General features: G+C 42.7%; 17 protein-coding genes. 7 read left to right on the forward strand and 10 right to left on the reverse strand.

All coding sequences use genetic code 11. From position 1 onward, the window contains the following. Positions 1-466: 466 nt before the first annotated feature. Positions 467-1,033 carry a D-glycero-beta-D-manno-heptose 1,7-bisphosphate 7-phosphatase gene (gmhB, locus tag GKR48_RS07520; protein WP_179897019.1) on the reverse strand — a complete coding sequence of 189 codons (567 nt, stop codon included), beginning with the start codon at positions 1,031-1,033 and terminating at the stop codon, positions 467-469. Positions 1,034-1,202: 169 nt separating this feature from the next. Here gmhB and metN point away from each other — a divergent pair, with 169 nt between their 5' ends. The 6 genes from metN (at position 1,203) to proS (ending at position 6,931) form a co-directional block, all read left to right on the forward strand. Then, on the forward strand, positions 1,203-2,234 hold the full coding sequence (gene metN / locus GKR48_RS07525) for a methionine ABC transporter ATP-binding protein MetN (protein WP_006662999.1): 1,032 nt from the start codon (positions 1,203-1,205) through the stop codon (positions 2,232-2,234). Further along, complete coding sequence (metI, locus tag GKR48_RS07530) at positions 2,227-2,880, forward strand: methionine ABC transporter permease MetI (protein WP_036968878.1); 654 nt, start codon at positions 2,227-2,229, stop codon at positions 2,878-2,880. The genes metN and metI overlap by 8 nt, the downstream gene beginning before the upstream one ends. A 91-nt stretch (positions 2,881-2,971) precedes the next feature. Further along, positions 2,972-3,793 carry a MetQ/NlpA family lipoprotein gene (locus GKR48_RS07535; protein WP_036956390.1) on the forward strand — a complete coding sequence of 274 codons (822 nt, stop codon included), beginning with the start codon at positions 2,972-2,974 and terminating at the stop codon, positions 3,791-3,793. 164 nt (positions 3,794-3,957) lie between these two features. Then, positions 3,958-4,365 (forward strand): Rcs stress response system protein RcsF, encoded by a 408-nt coding sequence (gene rcsF / locus GKR48_RS07540; RefSeq protein WP_154627639.1) that lies wholly within the window; start codon positions 3,958-3,960, stop codon positions 4,363-4,365. A 7-nt stretch (positions 4,366-4,372) separates the two neighbouring features. Continuing rightward, positions 4,373-5,092 (forward strand): tRNA (N6-threonylcarbamoyladenosine(37)-N6)-methyltransferase TrmO, encoded by a 720-nt coding sequence (tsaA, locus tag GKR48_RS07545; RefSeq protein WP_154627640.1) that lies wholly within the window; start codon positions 4,373-4,375, stop codon positions 5,090-5,092. Positions 5,093-5,212: 120 nt separating this feature from the next. After that, positions 5,213-6,931 carry a proline--tRNA ligase gene (proS, locus tag GKR48_RS07550; RefSeq protein WP_154627641.1) on the forward strand — a complete coding sequence of 573 codons (1,719 nt, stop codon included), beginning with the start codon at positions 5,213-5,215 and terminating at the stop codon, positions 6,929-6,931. 106 nt (positions 6,932-7,037) lie between these two features. Here proS and GKR48_RS07555 read toward each other — a convergent pair whose 3' ends face one another. Continuing rightward, positions 7,038-7,694 carry a copper resistance protein NlpE N-terminal domain-containing protein gene (locus tag GKR48_RS07555; RefSeq protein ID WP_154603336.1) on the reverse strand — a complete coding sequence of 219 codons (657 nt, stop codon included), beginning with the start codon at positions 7,692-7,694 and terminating at the stop codon, positions 7,038-7,040. Between the two features lie 325 nt (positions 7,695-8,019). Between GKR48_RS07555 and rof the strand changes: the two genes are divergently transcribed. Continuing rightward, positions 8,020-8,283 carry a Rho-binding antiterminator gene (gene rof / locus GKR48_RS07560; protein WP_006658392.1) on the forward strand — a complete coding sequence of 88 codons (264 nt, stop codon included), beginning with the start codon at positions 8,020-8,022 and terminating at the stop codon, positions 8,281-8,283. Positions 8,284-8,368: 85 nt separating this feature from the next. On the opposite strand, the gene tilS is transcribed toward rof, so the two are convergent. The 8 genes from tilS to lpxD form a co-directional block, all read right to left on the reverse strand. Then, positions 8,369-9,736 carry a tRNA lysidine(34) synthetase TilS gene (tilS, locus tag GKR48_RS07565; protein WP_154627642.1) on the reverse strand — a complete coding sequence of 456 codons (1,368 nt, stop codon included), beginning with the start codon at positions 9,734-9,736 and terminating at the stop codon, positions 8,369-8,371. 123 nt (positions 9,737-9,859) lie between these two features. After that, the gene (accA, locus tag GKR48_RS07570) at positions 9,860-10,819 is read right to left on the reverse strand and encodes an acetyl-CoA carboxylase carboxyl transferase subunit alpha (RefSeq protein ID WP_154627643.1); all 960 of its coding nucleotides are present in this window, start codon (positions 10,817-10,819) and stop codon (positions 9,860-9,862) included. Between the two features lie 12 nt (positions 10,820-10,831). Next, the gene (gene dnaE, locus GKR48_RS07575; protein ID WP_154627644.1) at positions 10,832-14,314 is read right to left on the reverse strand and encodes a DNA polymerase III subunit alpha; all 3,483 of its coding nucleotides are present in this window, start codon (positions 14,312-14,314) and stop codon (positions 10,832-10,834) included. A 29-nt stretch (positions 14,315-14,343) separates the two neighbouring features. Then, the gene (gene rnhB, locus GKR48_RS07580) at positions 14,344-14,934 is read right to left on the reverse strand and encodes a ribonuclease HII (RefSeq protein ID WP_154603340.1); all 591 of its coding nucleotides are present in this window, start codon (positions 14,932-14,934) and stop codon (positions 14,344-14,346) included. Then, on the reverse strand, positions 14,934-16,088 hold the full coding sequence (lpxB, locus tag GKR48_RS07585) for a lipid-A-disaccharide synthase (RefSeq protein ID WP_154627645.1): 1,155 nt from the start codon (positions 16,086-16,088) through the stop codon (positions 14,934-14,936). The genes rnhB and lpxB overlap by 1 nt, the downstream gene beginning before the upstream one ends. A 52-nt stretch (positions 16,089-16,140) precedes the next feature. Beyond that, complete coding sequence (gene lpxA, locus GKR48_RS07590; RefSeq protein WP_108478503.1) at positions 16,141-16,938, reverse strand: acyl-ACP--UDP-N-acetylglucosamine O-acyltransferase; 798 nt, start codon at positions 16,936-16,938, stop codon at positions 16,141-16,143. A gap of 1 nt (position 16,939) precedes the next feature. After that, positions 16,940-17,392 (reverse strand): 3-hydroxyacyl-ACP dehydratase FabZ, encoded by a 453-nt coding sequence (gene fabZ / locus GKR48_RS07595; protein WP_006658399.1) that lies wholly within the window; start codon positions 17,390-17,392, stop codon positions 16,940-16,942. Between the two features lie 130 nt (positions 17,393-17,522). Then, entirely contained in the window at positions 17,523-18,560 is a 1,038-nt protein-coding gene (gene lpxD, locus GKR48_RS07600; protein WP_154627646.1) for a UDP-3-O-(3-hydroxymyristoyl)glucosamine N-acyltransferase, read from the reverse strand. Positions 18,561-18,563: the final 3 nt, after the last annotated feature.

Consider the following 18,563-nt stretch of genomic DNA (forward strand, 5'->3'; position numbering starts at 1 on the left):
CAGCGTTCAATCTGAGCCATGATCAAACTCTTCAATTAAAAAGCTTGATGCTCAAAGAATGTTACTGTCGTTTGATTTCCGAAGAAACCAAATTACCTATTAGTTCATATATATGAATTAACGTGTTAGTCACTCTTCAAGACTTAAAATCAAATATTTTTTTGATAGCGTCCTGTGAGTGCCCACACAGATTGTCTGATAAATTGTTAAAGAGCGGTGCGACTTAATCTTTCGATTATCGACTTTAGGTCATTGTCGCGAGGTGTCGTATACTACGTTTTTTATTTAGAAAGTCAAGCGATTATTTTCAACTATTTTCTTTCTTCACCTCTGTTATCACGGGGCTTCGAGGTTTTCTTCGAGCCGGTTTGTCGTGACAACGGATGCGCATTATAGGGAGCTCCCAAAATCTCGCAAGTGTTTTTTTTAAAATAATTTCCAAGTGCTGATTTATCACCCAAAACGGTTACTTTGTGATGCTTTTTAAGGCTTTTGGCAGGTCTGCAAGGCTATTAATCACCAGATCTGCACTCGCAATAGCGTCATCTGTAACAGGTTCTCCGCTTTTTACTAATACATTTGTCCCCACAAGAGCCGCTTTGCCCGCTTGCATATCTGCAAGCTTGTCGCCAACCATAATAGAAGAAGCCATATCAATGTTTAAAAATTGCTGGGCATCTAAGAGCATTCCTGGTTTTGGTTTGCGGCAATTACATTCTTGCTTATATTCTTCTACTGTTGCATCCGGGTGATGAGGGCAGAAATAGATACCATCTAAATCAACACCACGGTCGGCAAGAGACCAATCCATCCACTCAGTTAGCGTCATAAACTGGTCTTCAGTATAGATACCACGGCCAATACCAGATTGATTAGTCACGACAACTAATGCATATCCCATTTTTTTGAGTTCAATCATGGCTTCAATAGCGCCATCGATAAATTCAAAGTCATCGATTTGGTGTACATAGCCATGGTCGATATTAATTGTGCCATCTCTATCTAGAAAGATTGCTGGAATGCCTTTGCTCACTGCTTTACTCCTCAAACTAAAATGGTTTTTAGTATCTCATGAAAAGAAATGAAATGAGAATAGAATAAATCCATCAAACCTTGTTGACTTAGACGTCTAGACACCTTAACATCCAATGCATGTTAGATACAGTATCTTGAATATAATTCGTCAGAGAATAGAAGATAGAATGATAAAGCTCTCAAATATTAATAAAGTGTTCCAGCAAGGAAACCGCAATATACAGGCACTGACTGATATCAGCCTGCATGTTCCTGCTGGTCAAATATATGGTGTCATTGGTGCATCCGGCGCAGGTAAAAGTACCTTAATTCGTTGCGTGAATATGCTGGAGCGTCCAACATCAGGGCAAGTCATTGTTGATGGACAAGATTTAACGTCTCTGCCAGAGAAAGAAGTGACAAAAGCACGCCGTGGAATTGGCATGATCTTTCAACATTTTAATTTATTATCTTCGCGCACTGTGTTTGATAACGTGGCTCTGCCACTAGAATTAGACAATACACCGAAAGAGACCATTAAACAGCGCGTTAATGAATTATTAGAGTTAGTCGGTTTATCTGAAAAGAAAGATGCTTATCCAGCGAATCTTTCTGGTGGTCAAAAACAGCGTGTGGCTATTGCCCGCGCCTTAGCAAACTCACCAAAAGTATTACTGTGTGATGAAGCAACAAGCGCATTAGATCCAGCAACGACGCGCTCTATTTTAGAATTATTGAAAGATATCAACCGTCGCTTAGGCTTAACTATCTTATTAATCACCCATGAAATGGATGTCGTGAAACGCATTTGTGACCAAGTGGCAGTGATCAGTGGCGGTCAACTTATTGAGCAAGATAAAGTGAGTGAAGTTTTCTCTCATCCTAAAACGCCTGTTGCTCAAGCATTTATTAAGTCAACATTAGTTATCGATATTCCAGATGACTATAAAGAACGTTTGCAGCCAGAATCAGGTAAAGATCTCTCCCCGTTATTGAAACTGGAGTTCACAGGGCAATCGGTGGATGCGCCATTAATCTCAATGGCCGTACGTAAATTTGATATCGATATTAATATTTTAAGCTCTCAGATTGATTATGCCGGTGGCGTTAAATTCGGTGTGATGCTGGCTGAATTACACGGTTTAGAAAATGGCATTGAGTCCACCATTACATTTTTGAAAGAGCACCACGTGAAAGTTGAGGTTTTAGGTTATGTCTGAGGGAATGATTTCACTGCTTATTTCAGGAACGATTGATACGATTATCATGACTTTCGTTTCTGCAATTTTAGGTTTTATTTTAGGTATCCCGACAGGCGTCCTACTTTATGTCACTCGTCGTGGGCAAGTGATGGAAAATACCGTTCTGTATAGCGTTATTTCTGCTGTCGTGAACGTATTCCGCTCAATACCGTTTATTATTTTATTAGTCTGGATCAGCCCGTTTACCAAATTCATCGTAGGTTCTGCGATTGGTATCGAAGGGGCGATTGTTCCATTGACTGTTGGTGCAATTCCATTTATTGCTCGCATGGTTGAAAACGCATTATTAGAAGTACCGAATGGTTTAATTGAAGCATCACGCGCTATGGGTGCAACACCGTTACAGATTATCCGCAAAGTATTACTGCCAGAATCTTTACCGGGGTTAATTAACGCAGCAACCATTACATTAATTATGTTAGTTGGTTATTCCGCAATGGGTGGTGCAGTAGGTTCCGGTGGATTAGGACAAATTGCAATGCAATACGGCTACTATACTTATAATCCATTAGTTATGAACACCGTTCTGGTTCTATTGATTGTCTTAGTATTCATCATTCAGTTCACTGGTGAATATTTAATGAAAAAAGTGTCACATAAATAGTCCGTAATCTAGATAGTCAGAAACAATAGCAGCGCCAAAAAACGCTACACAGTAGTTAAGGTGCTATAAATAGTGTCTAAAGGGGTAAATTATGTCTATTAAGTTGAAATCAATTGCAGTAGTTGGCGCGCTGTTAGGAACATTAGCTCTCGCTGGCTGTGGTGAAAAACAAAAAGATCCAAATAGCATCAAAGTCGGTGTGATCATGGGCAAAGAGTTTGAAGTTGCTGAAGTTGCACAAAAAGTTGCTAAAGAAAAATATGGACTGAATGTTGAATTAGTTTCTTTCAATGACTTCGTACTACCAAACGAAGCATTAAGCAAAGGTGATATTGATGCTAACGCATTTCAACATAAACCTTATTTAGATCAGCAAATTAAAGACCGTAACTACAAATTAGTGCCTGTTGGAAATACCTTCATTTATCCAATTGCGGGATATTCTAAGCAAATTAAATCTATTGATGAATTGGCTGATGGTTCACAAGTTGCGCTGCCAAATGACCCAACTAACTTAGGTCGTTCATTACTGTTACTGCAAAAACAAGGTTTAATTAAGTTAAAAGATGGCACAGGTTTAATGCCTACCGTGTTGGATGTTGTTGAGAATCCAAAAGGCTTAAAATTTGTTGAATTAGAAGCACCACAATTACCGCGTGCTCTGGATGATCAAAAAATTGCACTGGCTATCATCAATACAACTTGGGCTAGCAGCGCAACCCCTAAATTGACTCCAGCAAAAGATGGTCTGTTTGTTGAAGATAAAGATTCTCCATATGTGAACATTATTGTGGCTCGTGAAGATAATAAAGATAGCGAGAATGTGAAGAAGTTTATTCAAGCATATCAATCTAATGAAGTGGCAGAAAAGGCCAACGAAGTTTTCGATGGTGGAGCAGTTAAAGGCTGGTAAGCTTTTCTCTTAAAAAAAATGTGTATAAAATGCTAGGTGACTTTATGTCACCTAGTTTTTTTGTATTATACCAACATGCTTTAAACCGATTTGTTTCAAATACATTAGCTTTAGACCGATTACATAATTAATGCGCTAGCGCAAATAATAAAAAGGTAATATCTATGAGATTGTTTTTGCTCGCCCTCGCTACATTTGCTTTAGCTGGGTGCGGAATTAATCAATACACCAGTCCAAGCATGAATAAAGGGTTTTCGAGCATGAAATTATCGAACCCTTTACCTGTAGAAACTGAAGAAGATGTCAGTGCAGAAAACATTAAATTAATGAACAGCCCTGAAGAGTTATTAGGAATGCCATTTCGTGACTTAGGTATTGTCTCTGGTGAGTCATGCAGAAAAAATGCAAAGAGTCCGCCTATTAACCTTGATTCAGCTAAAAACAGCATGTTGACGCAAGCCGCTTATATCGCTGCGGATGCCGTGTTATTACATCAGTGCCAAACCAAATCAGCGCCGGGTTGTTACCAAGCAACGGTATGTGAAGGTAGTGCACTTAAAATTGTTGAATAATCAACTTATGCAATCTTTTCAATTTAATGTTATTGGGCATATCGAATCCCCTTATAAAGAAAAGTTTGCCATTCCTCGCCAGCCCGGGCTGGTTCAAAACGGCTTTGGGCGTTTGCATTTACATCCGCCATACAATGACCCTAATGCCGTTAGAGGATTAACTCAATTTAGTCATATTTGGGTGTTGTTTGTTTTTCACCAAACGATGGAAGGTGGCTGGAAACCTCTCGTACGCCCTCCCCGCTTAGGCGGCAATGATAAAATGGGTGTATTTGCCACTCGTTCAACCTTTCGACCAAACCCTATAGGGATGTCGTTAGTTGAATTAAAAGACGTGACTATCGAAAACAACCAAGTCACTCTTGAACTCGGTAGCTTAGATTTAGTTGATGGCACACCAGTGGTCGATATCAAACCGTATCTGCCTTTTGCTGAAGCTATTACAACAGCCAAAGCCGGTTATGCTCAAGAAGCGCCATCAGAAGATATGCAGGTTATATTTAGCTCACAAGCTCAAATTGAATGTGATAAATACCAATCTCGCTATCCCGGATTAGCGTCTTTTATTGAGCAAGTATTAAAGCAAGACCCACGTCCTGCCTATAAGAAACAATCCAATGAAGCCCGTGATTATGCGGTTCATTTATTAGATTTCAATGTGCGCTGGCGAGTGACTAATAATATCACTGAAGTATTTGCCATCGAACGTAATGAAAAATCGCGTTAACCTCTTTTGACAAAGCATCGTCACTGGTAGACTAGCTGTTTATTCCGCTGCTTAGCAGCTTTAAATTATTGGGTAGGCATAAGCCCTACCATAATTTGTTGTTCTAATGGAACCTATACAATGCGTACTAGCAAATATCTGCTCTCAACTCTAAAAGAGACCCCTGCGGATGCAGAAGTTATCAGCCATAAGCTGATGCTGCGTGCAGGGATGATCCGTAAACTTGCTTCTGGTCTGTATGACTGGTTACCCACTGGCGTGCGTGTCCTGCGTAAAGTAGAAAACATCGTTCGTGAAGAAATGGAAAATGCAGGCGCTATCGAGGTATCTTTACCCGTCGTTCAACCTGCTGACTTATGGCAAGAAAGTGGACGTTGGGAACAATATGGCCCTGAGTTACTGCGCTTTGTAGATCGTGGCGAGCGCCCATTTGTTTTAGGTCCAACCCACGAAGAAGTTATCACTGACTTAGTGCGTAATGAGATCACTTCATACAAACAATTACCATTGAATTTATTCCAAATTCAAACCAAATTCCGTGATGAAGTTCGTCCTCGTTTCGGTGTAATGCGTTCTCGTGAATTTATCATGAAAGATGCATACTCGTTCCACACAAACCAAGAGTCATTGCAAGAAACTTACGATGCAATGTACCAAGCTTATAGCAAAATCTTCACCCGCATTGGCTTTGATTTCCGTGCAGTACAAGCAGACACCGGTTCTATCGGTGGTAACGCGTCTCACGAATTCCAAGTTTTAGCACAAAGCGGTGAAGATGATGTTGTCTTCTCTACTGAATCTGATTTTGCAGCTAATATCGAATTTGCTGAAGCGGTTGCACCAAATGTTCAACGTGCAGCACCAAGCCAAGAAATGCATTTAGTGGATACACCAAATGCAAAAACGATTGCTGAATTAGTTGAACAGTTCAATCTGCCAATCGAGAAAACAGTTAAAACTCTGATTGTTCATGCAGTGAAAGACTCTGGTCATACTTTAGTTGCCCTGTTAATTCGTGGTGACCATGAACTGAACGAAATCAAAGCAGAGAAACACCCGTTAGTGGCAAGCCCATTGCAATTTGCTTCTGAAGAAGAAATCCGTAAAGTCGTGAATGCTGGTCCAGGCTCTTTAGGTCCAGTGAATATGCCAATGCCAATCGTCATTGACCGCAGCGTTGCAGTGATGAGTGACTTTGGTGCAGGTGCAAATGTTGATGGTAAACACTACTTTGGCATCAACTGGGAACGTGACCTCCCACTGCCAGAAGTTTACGACCTGCGTAATGTGGTAGCGGGTGACCCAAGCCCAGATGGTAAAGGTACCCTGTTAATCAAACGCGGTATCGAAGTAGGTCATATCTTCCAGTTAGGCACCAAATATTCTGAAGCAATGAAAGCCTCTGTGCAGAACGAAGAAGGTCATAACCAAATCGTGACAATGGGTTGCTATGGTATTGGTGTAACTCGTATTGTTGCAGCAGCGATTGAGCAGAGCCACGATGAACGCGGTATTGTATGGCCAGATGCTATCGCACCATTCCACGTTGCTATCCTGCCAATGAACATGCATAAGTCTTATCGCGTTAAAGAAGTTGCTGAAAAACTGTATGCAGACCTGAAAGCACAAGGTATCGATGTTATTTTCGATGACCGTAAAGAACGCCCAGGTGTGATGTTTGCCGATATGGAACTGATTGGAGTTCCATACACTATCGTCATTGGTGACCGTAATTTAGATACTAACCAAGTTGAATATAAATCACGCCGCAGTGATGACAAACAACTGGTTGGTTTAGATAACGTGGTTAGCTTCCTGAAAGAAAAACTAGCTAAATAACCGTTACGTTAGCCTAAATACAAAAAGCTCAGAGTTCAGTTTTACTGTCTCTGAGCTTTTTTATTGTCACTAAGCCTTTTTACAATATAACCAAAACGAATTCAGGTTATTTGCAAGAGCGAGTTTTATCGAACTGAATATTCCCAGTAGGAATAAATGCAGAATCAAATTGACCATCTTCCATGGATGGGCGAATAGAGTAGAAACCATCCACCTCTAAATAAACTGGCGTGCCTCCATCCACATCAGTATCACTATAAGCTTTCTCTAGTTCAATGCCTGACGTTGCATATTTACGTCCAGAACCACATTCAGTAAATATAGCGGCATCGGCCATATAACGATATTCACCACGTTTTTTACTTGGAGTGACCTGTTTTAAGGTATGGTTCATTGAACTCTCAATCGCTTTGCCTTCTAAATCTAGCAGTGTGATTGATTGGTTATCAGGAGATTGTGCGAAGTATGTTCGCTCTGCTTTCGAGTTAGTTAATGTTAATACATTTTCCGTGCTAGACCAGTTTCCTGTTTCATGGAACATTTGATTCCCTTCACGGGTTTCTAAATAAAGCAGTTGCTCAACATAGCTGCCATCTGGATTGACTAATAATGTGGCTTCAATACCTGAACAATCTGCACAAGGAAGTACACCACTATAAACATGGTCTACAGGAGCGAAGTTCGCTTCGTTCACGCTGCTTTGACAACCGGATAATGCCACGGCACCCGCCGAAATAAGAGCCAATAAAAGTACTTTCTTCATTATAATTCCTTTCAGATCATTCAATTATTACTGTTACGCTTATTAATACATCATAGCATTTCAAGAAATAAAAAAATAAGGTATGCAAAAATTTACAATCGGATAAATAACCAGCTAAAGATATCAGTTTAGTGAATAAGAATTTTCCTTTTCCCACGTCACTGATTATAGTTATTAAATTACTATGCTATTATCGAGCGAAGCACTTTTTGATTTAGCTTTTTATTTCATCGGTAAATGCTTAGTCGATAAATGCTAGTGTTTTTAGATAAAACAAACATGTTCAAGGCGGCAATAACCGCCACTAACACAGTGGTGAGGGAATATGTCTACAGATAATGAATATCAACCAATCAATTGTGATGATTACGAATATCTAGAAATCGCATGCCAGCGTCAATTAAAGCTGCAAATTAAGCTTAATGACGGCGAGAATATTGAAGGGCAAGCCAGTGATTTGCTCCTACGAAAAAAAATTGAGTACCTCGTCCTGATCACACAGGAAGGCACTAAGGAGCTACGACTGGATATTATCTCATCCTTCAGTCATCCTGAAATCGGCACTATCGTTGTCGACCACTCCCACTAATACTCGCTTTTTCTGAGTTTCTTCTATGCCCCTTATGATAGTCACAGTCATAAGGGGTTTCTAATTTATAGATAGTTTATTCGCGTTATTCGCAGGAAAACTCATCGGTATTTGTCCAATGTTCGGAATTTTTCCAATCAATAGCCATGCCAATATTCTCCTCACCCACAAATCCATCCGGTGTAATAAAGCAGCCTACCGCACAAATAAGCGTTTCATTATAGTAAATTAGTGGGGTTCTTTCCCTCATCCACGGTGCAACACCCAGCTCTTGCCAAATTTTCTTGCTGCTACGTGAATGGTGGCGACCGACAATATTTAGCGAACCTTGTAATCCAAAGCGAACTGTCACTTTTTCTGTTTCTTGTGGTGGGCGTATCTGCCCGTCGCCATCCATCACAACCAGCATTCCCAGTGATTCAGGTAATAAATAATCCTCAGGATAATTCCACTGATATTGTTTTCCCATCAGGCTATTAATGCGCTTAACCACCCACAGAGCCCCTTGATAACGGCGAATTTCCACGTTACCCAAACGACAGATAGGTTCTGCATCCTGCCGAGCAAGTGCCACTTCCTGCCAAATCCGTTCCAATTGATTAAATGGCGGCATAGGTAACTGGTGAAAGCCTATCCAGCGGCGGATCAAGGCATTACGCTTGGCAACTGAACAATGGATAAGCCCATCGATATATAATCCACCTCGATAATCAATGATGTCATCCAGTGAATCTTGCAGTAGCTCGTCCAGCAGCGCCTCTTGTTCTGCGCATAATGAGGCACTTCGGGAAACTGCAGTCGCAAAATGTGGCCAGCGTTCAGATAATCTTGGCATAATATGCAAGCGCAGGAAGTTACGATCATATCGGTCGTCTTGATTACTATCATCTTCAACCCAAGGAAGTTGATATTCCGCTCGATAGTTTTCTAATTCATGGCGAGAAATGACTAATAAAGGTCGTAATAGAATCGTTTTTCCATTTTTCGCTTGAAAAGGAAGTGACTCCGGCATCGCGGAAAGTCCTGCGGGTCCACTGCCTCGCTTAAGCGCCAGCATGAATGTTTCAGCTTGATCATCAAGATGCTGAGCCGTCACCAAAATCTCATTGTCGAGTAGCTCATCACGATATGCTTGATAACGTTCAGTTCTTGCTGCCGCTTCAACACCAATCTGAGAGCTATCTACGGTTACACGCTGGCAAATAAACGGGATATTCCATTGTTGACATAATGAAGCACAGTGAGTTTCCCACTTATCCGCTTGAATATTTAAACCATGATGAATATGAATGGCGCGGATTTCTAATGACGGTAATTCACTGATTTTTATCTGATAAAGAGCATGAAGTAATACCGTGGAGTCGATACCACCACTGAATCCAACCAGAATTTTTCGGTAGCTTCCGATTTTTTCTCGAACTGTTGCGAGAATATGCTGTGAGGATTTCGCCATTATCTTCCCTTTATTCCACCCACATCTTAATTCAATATTATATTAAAGATAATAAAAAACGGGAGCTGGCTAAACCGACTCCCGTTTCAAAATAGAATGGATTGCACTTAATAGGTTAGCTAATTAGCAGTAACCATATCCCATCAGACGTTGATAACGACGATTTTTCAGTGCTTCTTCATCCAGAGTTTCTAACTCATTCAAGTCTTGCGTGATTTGTGCTTTCAGAGATTCTGCAATTTCATCGTAGTTACGATGAGCGCCGCCCAGAGGTTCAGGGATCACGCTATCAATCAGCTTCAGCTCTTTTAAGCGAGGCGCCGTAATACCCATCGCATCAGCCGCTAATGGTGCTTTATCGGCGCTTTTCCACAGAATAGATGCACAGCCTTCTGGTGAGATAACGGAATAAGTGCTGTATTGCAGCATATTCACTTTATCACCCACACCAATCGCTAACGCACCACCTGAACCGCCTTCGCCGATCACGGTACAGATCACTGGAACGGATAAGCGAGACATTTCACGTAAGTTACGCGCAATCGCTTCGGATTGACCGCGCTCTTCTGCACCAACACCCGGATATGCACCCGGTGTATCGATAAACGTAATAATTGGTAGGTTAAAACGCTCAGCCATTTCCATCAGACGCAGTGCCTTACGGTAGCCTTCTGGTGCTGGCATACCAAAGTTACGGCGAATTTTCTCTTTCGTTTCACGACCCTTTTGATGGCCAATAACCATCACTGGGCGGCCATCTAAACGAGCCAGACCACCAATAATCGCTTTGTCATCGGCATATGCACGATCACCCGCTAACTCTTGGTAATCTGTAAAAATACGGGAAATGTAGTCCAAAGTGTATGGACGACGTGGGTGACGAGCGAGTTTAGCAATTTGCCAAGCCCCCAGATCAGAGAAAATCTTACGTGTCAGTTCAACACTTTTTTCACGTAAACGAGCAACCTCTTCATCTAGGTTGACTTCTAAGTTGTTATCTTGACGGCTAACTGCAGTTAGGGAATCGATTTTCGCCTCTAATTCAGCAATCGGCTGTTCAAAATCAAGAAAGTCCAGACTCATAATATTCCTATTTTAGTCAAATTCTAATTCTACCTGCTCACTACCCAGCAGAGTTCGAAGGTCGTTCAGAAGGGGATCCACGGGTGTCACACGCCAAACAACGCCAAACTTGAGCTTAGCTCTGGCATCATCCTTCTGATAATACAAATGAACCGGTATCGTGCCTGAGCGGTGAGGTTCAAGAGCATTGCGAAGCCGATTCAGTAATTGATCGTTAATTTGTTTATCGGACAGCGATATTGCAAGGCCGCGCGCATATTTCTCCCTTGCTTCTCCGATATCCATCAATTCGCGCACTGTCATTTTATTACCACCATTGAAATCATCAAAGCTGACCTGACCGGTGGCAATCAAAATATTGTCTTTTTCCAACATATGTTGGTATTTATCCAGCGCATCTGAAAATAACATAATATCCAGGCGACCGGAACGATCATCAAGCGTACAAATCCCAATTCTATTCCCACGCTTCGTGGTGATCACTTTTGCAGAGAGCACTAAACCTACCACAGTTGTCACTTGACCACGAGGGGTTGGGTTCACATCTTTCAATCTCAAACCATTTGTATAACGCTCTATCTCACTTAAGTATCGCGTTATTGGATGACCTGTCAAATAGAGACCCAACGTTTCGCGCTCACCTTCTAGCACGACTTGCTCAGGCCACTTCGGCACACTCGCGTAAGAACTTTCAACCTGCTCAGGCGCTTCAGCAAGCACCCCAAACATATCCCCTTGCCCGATAGCTTCTGCTTTCGCATGCTGATCTGCTGCTTTTAATGCGTCTTCAAGGGATGACATCAAGGCTGCTCGGTGAGGACCTAAATGATCGAATGCCCCAGCCATGATCAGCTTTTCCATCACGCGGCGGTTGATCTTTTTAATATCCACACGAGCACAAAGATCGAAAATTTCTTTAAAGATCCCACCTTGTTGGCGAGCTTCAATAATCGCTTCGATTGGCCCTTCACCAACGCCTTTAATTGCGCCGATGCCGTAAACTATCTCACCTTCATCATTCACATGGAAGTGATATAACCCACTATTGATATCTGGTGGCAATACTTTCAAGCCCATACGCCAACATTCATCAACCAGCCCCACCACTTTTTCCGTGTTATCCATATCCGCAGTCATTACTGCAGCCATAAATTCAGCCGGATAGTGGGCTTTTAGCCATAATGTTTGGTACGAGACCAGCGCATAGGCCGCGGAGTGTGATTTGTTAAATCCATAACCGGCGAATTTCTCCACCAAGTCAAAGATTTTCATCGACAATTCGCCATCTACCCCGTTTTTGATGGAACCTTCTTCAAAAACAGAGCGCTGTTTTGCCATCTCTTCAGGTTTCTTTTTACCCATCGCACGACGCAACATATCCGCGCCACCGAGGGTATAGCCTGCTAAAACCTGAGCAATCTGCATAACCTGTTCTTGGTATAAGATAATACCATAAGTTGGCTCTAGAACAGGTTTTAATGATTCATGCTGCCAATTTACATCAGGATATGAGATCTCTTCACGACCATGTTTACGGTCAATAAAGTTATCTACCATCCCCGATTGCAGCGGGCCTGGGCGGAATAACGCCACCAGAGCGATCATATCTTCAAAACAGTCCGGTTGCAGGCGTTTAATCAGATCCTTCATTCCTCGGGATTCTAATTGGAATACCGCCGTGGTTTCCGAGCGCTGCAACATATCGAAGCTTTTCTTATCCTGTAAAGGAATAGCTGCAATATCAATCGGTTCTAAATTTTTCTTGGCTCGACGGGCATTGATCATCTCCAATGCCCAGTTAATAATGGTTAGCGTACGCAGACCTAAGAAATCGAATTTTACCAAGCCAGCATATTCGACATCGTTCTTATCGAATTGTGTAACGGGGTTATTACCTTCAGCATCGCAATAGAGCGGCGCAAAATCCGTAATTTTAGTTGGTGCAATAACTACCCCACCGGCGTGCTTACCGGCGTTACGCGTTACCCCTTCAAGCTTACGCGCCATATCGATTAGCGCTTTAACCTCTTCATCTGCTTCATAAATTTCAGGCAGCTGCGGTTCTGCTTCAAAGGCTTTTTCAAGGGTCATTCCCGGATCAGGGGGAACAAGTTTAGAAATTCTATCAACGAAACCGTAAGGGTGGCCCAGTACACGTCCCACGTCACGAATAACGGCTTTTGCTGCCATCGTACCAAAGGTAATAATCTGGGATACCGCGTCCCGACCATACATTTGAGCAACGTGATCAATAACTTGGTCACGTTTTTCCATGCAGAAGTCAACGTCGAAGTCTGGCATTGATACCCGCTCTGGGTTCAAGAAACGCTCAAACAGTAGGTCAAGTTCAAGTGGGTCTAGGTCAGTGATTTTTAGAGCATAGGCCACTAAAGAACCCGCACCTGAACCTCGTCCCGGACCAACAGGAACGCCGTTATCTTTCGACCACTGGATAAACTCCATCACTATCAAGAAGTAGCCTGGGAATCCCATTTGGTTGATAACGTTGAGTTCGATTTCTAAACGTTCATCATATTCAGGACGTCTTTCTGCTCGGACTTTCTCATCTGGGAATAGGAATTTGAGGCGCTCCTCCAGACCTTCTTTTGAACGCATGACCAGAAAGTCTTCCGTTTCCATATCCCCTGTTGGGAATTTCGGTAGGAAATATTCACCAAGACGAATAGTGACGTTACAGCGCTTAGCAATCTCTACACTATTTTCTAATGCTTCAGGGATGTCGGCAAACAGCTCGCACATCTCTTCTTCAGTACGTAAGTATTGCTGAGGACTATAATTTTTGGGGCGCTTCGGATCGGCTAACGTGAATCCATCATGAATAGCGACACGAATTTCATGGGCGTCAAAGTCGCTGCTTTCAATGAAGCAGACATCGTTGGTTGCCACTACAGGCAGACCACGTTGGGTGGCTAGCTCAACTGCTGCATGGAGGTAGCTTTCTTCATCCGGCCGCCCTGTCCGGATAAGTTCAAGATAGTAAGCATCTGGAAAATGGGTTTGATAAAACTCAAGGCTTTCATCCACTAACGCTTGATTACCGCGCAGTAAAAATTGCCCCACATCTCCTTTTCGCCCGCCTGATAATAGGATTAAACCTTCTTTATGTTTGACAAGCCAATCCCGGTGAATCGTTGGACCAATGGCACCATAGCCTTTTTGGTATGCTTCGGAGATGAGTAAAGTGAGGTTTTGATAGCCTTCGTTATTGCGAGCTAGAACGGTTAAGTGAGCAACCTCATCACCCAGTTGCTCACTTTCCATATAAAAATCAGCCCCAATGATTGGCTTGATACCCGCACCATGAGCCGCACCATAAAACTTCACTAACCCACAAAGGTTAGTAAAATCCGTGATGGCAAATGCAGGCATGCCCATGGCGGCGACTTTTTTCACTAATGGACCGGTTTTTGCCAGTCCATCAATCATGGAGTAGTCACTGTGAACACGTAGATGAATAAAACGAGGAGAAGCCATTAACCTTATACCTATTTTTCTTATGCCGACTATTTAATGTCTAACGCACGTCTTACAGGCGCGAAGCTTTTACGGTGAAACTCAGTAGCGCCAAACTCAGCTAATTTTTCTAAATGATACGCTGTGGGATAGCCTTTGTGTTTCGCAAAACCATATTCAGGGAAAGCTTTATCAAGCTCGACCATTTCTCTGTCTCTGACCACTTTCGCCAGAATGGATGCAGCGCTGATCTCTTGGACTAAACTATCACCTTTAACAACGGCCTGTGATGGCATGGTCAGTTTAGGGCAACGGTTACCATCGACTAAAACAAACTCTGGTTGAATGGAAAGACCTTCTACCGCTCTTTGCATAGCTAACATTGTGGCATGCAATATATTCAATTGATCGATTTCTTCTGGTTCTGCGCGGCCAATACACCAACACAGCGCTTTTTCTTTGATCTCATCGAACAGCTTTTCACGCTTTTTTTCGCTAAGTTTTTTTGAGTCCGCAAGCCCTTCAATCGGATTGTTGGGGTCTAAAATCACAGCAGCGGTCACGACGGCACCGACAAGCGGCCCACGCCCCACTTCATCAACGCCAGCAATTAAGTTGGCTTTTGGGTATATAAATTCCATTATTTTCTAACCAAATCTAATACAGCATCAGCGGCTTGTTGATCTGCATCACAACGAATCAGTTGATGCAATTGTAAGAAGGTTTCCTTCAGCGCATCGACTTGCTCTCCGCCTTCCAACAATGGAAGTAACTGGTCGGCAAGCTGCTGTGGCTGGCACTCTTCTTGGAGTAGTTCTTTCACGATTTCTTTCCCTGCCAATAAATTTGGCAAAGAAACATAAGGCGTTTTGACTAAGCGTTTCGCGAGCCAGAATGTAAAGGGCTTCATACGATAGCCCACTACCATTGGGCATTTGGTTAGCATACATTCTAAGGCAGCGGTGCCTGAAGCGAGTAATGTCGCATCTGACGCAGTCATTGCGTCGCGAGCCTGACCATCCAGAATATGGACATTCAACTCTGGAGCAACCTGTTGTTTTATCTCATCGAATTGTTGGCGTCGTTTCTGATTTACCAGAGGCACAACAATATGTAGATCGACAAAGTGGCTACTTAATAGTGTAGCGGTTTTTAAGAAATCAGCACTGAGCATTTCCACTTCAGAATGGCGACTCCCCGGTAACAATGCTAAACATTTTGCAGTCGCAGGGATATTCAAACGTTCACGCGCGGCCTGTTTATCCGGATTTAAAGGAATAGAATCCGCCATTGTGTGCCCGATAAAACGGCAAGGAACATCAAAACGGTCATAAAATGCTTTCTCAAACGGGAGAAATGCTAAGACTAAATTGGTGGAGCGACCGATTTTGAACACGCGTTTTTGGCGCCATGCCCATACCGATGGGCTGACATAATGGATAGTTTTGATACCTTTTGATTTTAAACGACCTTCAAGGGTGATATTAAAATCAGGCGCATCAATACCGACAAACACATCAGGTTGTAACTCAGTAAAACGCTGAGTTAAATCTTTACGGATGGATAATAAACGCGGTAAACGCCCAAGGACTTCAACAATCCCCATGACGGCGAGCTCTTCCATTTCATACCAAGCTTCACAACCTTCTGCTTGCATGAGTGGGCCAGCAACACCGACAAAACGGGCATTGGGAACTTGTTGTTTTAAGGCACGGATAAGCCCTGCACCTAAGATATCACCAGAGGTTTCTCCGGCAACAAGGCCAATAGTAAGTGGGCGGTTGCTATTCACCAAAATTCGCTCCTTATTAAAGGCCTTTTCTTGTGTTCATCTACAGCTGCAAAAATTAACGAATAATTCCGCGCTTAGATTGTGCTGAGTCTTCTAAGAAATCACTAAATACTTTGACGTGTTCGTCAGTTTTTGCCATTTCAGCAATTTCTTCACGTGCTTCTTCTAAAGATTTCCCTGAACGATATAACGTTTTGTAAGCGTTACGAATAGCATGCAGAGATTCTTTTTCAAAACCACGGCGTTTTAAACCTTCAAGGTTTAAACCAAATGGAGTTGCATGGTTGCCCTGTGCAATAACGTATGGAGGTACATCTTGCGCAACACCAGAGCATCCACCGACCATTACGTGCGCACCAATCTGACAGAATTGATGCACCGCAGTCATGCCACCAATAATAGCGAAATCACCAAGAGTGACGTGACCACCTAACGTTCCGTTATTCGCGATAATACAGCGGTTACCAATGATGCAGTCATGCGCAATATGGACGTTAACCATCAGTAAATTATCATTACCAATTTTAGTTAGGTCGCCGCCTTGTGTGGTTCCACGGTGGATAGTCACACTTTCACGGATGCGGTTACGGTCGCCAATCTCAACGCGAGTTGGCTCACCTTGGTATTTCAGGTCTTGGTTAATTTCACCAATCGAAGCAAATTGAAAAATAACGTTGTCGCGGCCAATTTTCGTGTGTCCGTTGACAACAACGTGAGATTTCAGCTCAGTACCTTCACCAATTTCAACATTAGCGCCGATATAGCAAAAAGGACCAATGCGAACATTGGCACCAATAACAGCTCCATCTTCTACAATAGATGAGGGATGAACATAGGCAGTTTTGTCAATCATATCAGACCTCACGACGACGGGCGCACATCATTTCTGCTTCGCAGGCCACTTCTCCATCAACTTTTGCAACACCTTTAAAACGTGCAACACCGCGACGTTCTTTGATAAATTCAACTTCCAGGATCATTTGGTCTCCTGGCAGAACGGGACGTTTAAAGCGTGCATTATCAATCGCTGCAAAATAATACAATTCGCCAGGTTCAAGTTTGCCTACGCTTTTAAACGCAAGGATACCCGTAGCCTGAGCCATTGCTTCTAAAATTAAAACACCTGGGAAAATTGGTTTGCTAGGGAAATGTCCCTGAAAGAATGGCTCGTTAAAAGAGACGTTCTTTACCGCGCGCAAAGATTTACCTTCTTCAAAATCCAATACACGGTCAACCAAAAGGAATGGGTAACGGTGCGGAAGTAGTTCTAAGATTTCTTCTATATTCAGAGTATGATTATCACTCATCGAAATACTCTTCCTGTCTATTAATACTATCTAATTAATGAATCGGCCCGCTTTAACTCAAGGGTGAGTTAACAGGCAGGCCGGAAAAAACGTAACTCAAGAAACTATTTTAGCTTGAATTACCAAATAATTACTGATTTTTTTGATTTTGGCTATCTAATTCACGTTCAAGTGTCTTTAGACGCTTATTCATCTCATTGATGTTTAAGACTAAAGCCGCGGTTTTACGCCATGTTTTATTCGGCTGTAAAGGAATACCGGAAGAGTAAACTCCTGGCTCAGTAATTGGTCGCATGACCATTCCCATACCTGTTACGGTAACCTTGTCACAGATTTCCATATGACCATTGATAACACTGGCTCCGCCAATCATACAATAGCGACCGATTTTTAAACTACCAGCCATGATGACGCCACCCGCAACTGCGGTATTATCACCTATTGTTACATTGTGCGCAATTTGGCATTGGTTATCGATGATAACGCCATTACCAATGACTGTGTTATCTAATGCGCCACGGTCAATTGTTGTACACGCGCCGATCTCAACACGAGACCCGATGATCACGGTACCTAATTGCGGGATCTTGATCCAATTACCACGATCATTGGCATAACCAAAGCCATCAGAACCGATCACTGTACCTGACTGGATCAAGCAACTTTCACCAATCTCAACATGATGGTAAACACTGACATTCGCCCATAAACGGGTGCCTGCACCAATGCGGGTATTTTTACCAATAAAACAACCTGCACCAATCACAACGTTATCGCCTAGCACAACGCCACTTTCGATAACAGCATTCGCGCCAATTGCAACATTCTGGCCAAGCTGGGCATCATCAGCGATAACCGCTGATGTATGGATATTCTCAGCAGGGGCTGGAGTGGTATCCATAATTTGCGCCATATGCGCATAAGCAAGATAAGGATTATCTACAACCAGTGCAGCAACCTTACAAGCACTCAGATCTTTTTCAGTTAATACCACAGCAGCAGCTTGGCAATCTGCCAACTTATCGCTGTAACGGCTATCAGATAAAAAAGTAATCTGCTGATTGTTCGCTGAATACATCGGTGCAATACCGGTGATGACGATATCGCCATCACCGTGTAACTGTGCATTCAACTGCTGAGCGAGGTCAGCTAATCGAATTGAAGACATCTA

The sequence above is a fragment of the Providencia sp. wls1943 genome (assembly GCF_009706275.1).
Taxonomy (GTDB): domain Bacteria; phylum Pseudomonadota; class Gammaproteobacteria; order Enterobacterales; family Enterobacteriaceae; genus Providencia; species Providencia zhijiangensis.

What these genes read in the sequence shown, in the direction of transcription:
- metN (WP_006662999.1), top strand. Translation starts at nt 1,203, where the DNA reads ATGATAAAGCTCTCAAATATTAATAAAGTGTTCCAGCAAGGAAACCGC.
- metI (WP_036968878.1), top strand. Translation starts at nt 2,227, where the DNA reads ATGTCTGAGGGAATGATTTCACTGCTTATTTCAGGAACGATTGATACG.
- GKR48_RS07535 (WP_036956390.1), top strand. Translation starts at nt 2,972, where the DNA reads ATGTCTATTAAGTTGAAATCAATTGCAGTAGTTGGCGCGCTGTTAGGA.
- rcsF (WP_154627639.1), top strand. Translation starts at nt 3,958, where the DNA reads ATGAGATTGTTTTTGCTCGCCCTCGCTACATTTGCTTTAGCTGGGTGC.
- tsaA (WP_154627640.1), top strand. Translation starts at nt 4,373, where the DNA reads ATGCAATCTTTTCAATTTAATGTTATTGGGCATATCGAATCCCCTTAT.
- proS (WP_154627641.1), top strand. Translation starts at nt 5,213, where the DNA reads ATGCGTACTAGCAAATATCTGCTCTCAACTCTAAAAGAGACCCCTGCG.
- GKR48_RS07555 (WP_154603336.1), bottom strand. Translation starts at nt 7,694, where the DNA reads ATGAAGAAAGTACTTTTATTGGCTCTTATTTCGGCGGGTGCCGTGGCA.
- rof (WP_006658392.1), top strand. Translation starts at nt 8,020, where the DNA reads ATGTCTACAGATAATGAATATCAACCAATCAATTGTGATGATTACGAA.
- tilS (WP_154627642.1), bottom strand. Translation starts at nt 9,736, where the DNA reads ATGGCGAAATCCTCACAGCATATTCTCGCAACAGTTCGAGAAAAAATC.
- accA (WP_154627643.1), bottom strand. Translation starts at nt 10,819, where the DNA reads ATGAGTCTGGACTTTCTTGATTTTGAACAGCCGATTGCTGAATTAGAG.
- dnaE (WP_154627644.1), bottom strand. Translation starts at nt 14,314, where the DNA reads ATGGCTTCTCCTCGTTTTATTCATCTACGTGTTCACAGTGACTACTCC.
- rnhB (WP_154603340.1), bottom strand. Translation starts at nt 14,934, where the DNA reads ATGGAATTTATATACCCAAAAGCCAACTTAATTGCTGGCGTTGATGAA.
- lpxA (WP_108478503.1), bottom strand. Translation starts at nt 16,938, where the DNA reads ATGATTGACAAAACTGCCTATGTTCATCCCTCATCTATTGTAGAAGAT.
- fabZ (WP_006658399.1), bottom strand. Translation starts at nt 17,392, where the DNA reads ATGAGTGATAATCATACTCTGAATATAGAAGAAATCTTAGAACTACTT.
- lpxD (WP_154627646.1), bottom strand. Translation starts at nt 18,560, where the DNA reads ATGTCTTCAATTCGATTAGCTGACCTCGCTCAGCAGTTGAATGCACAG.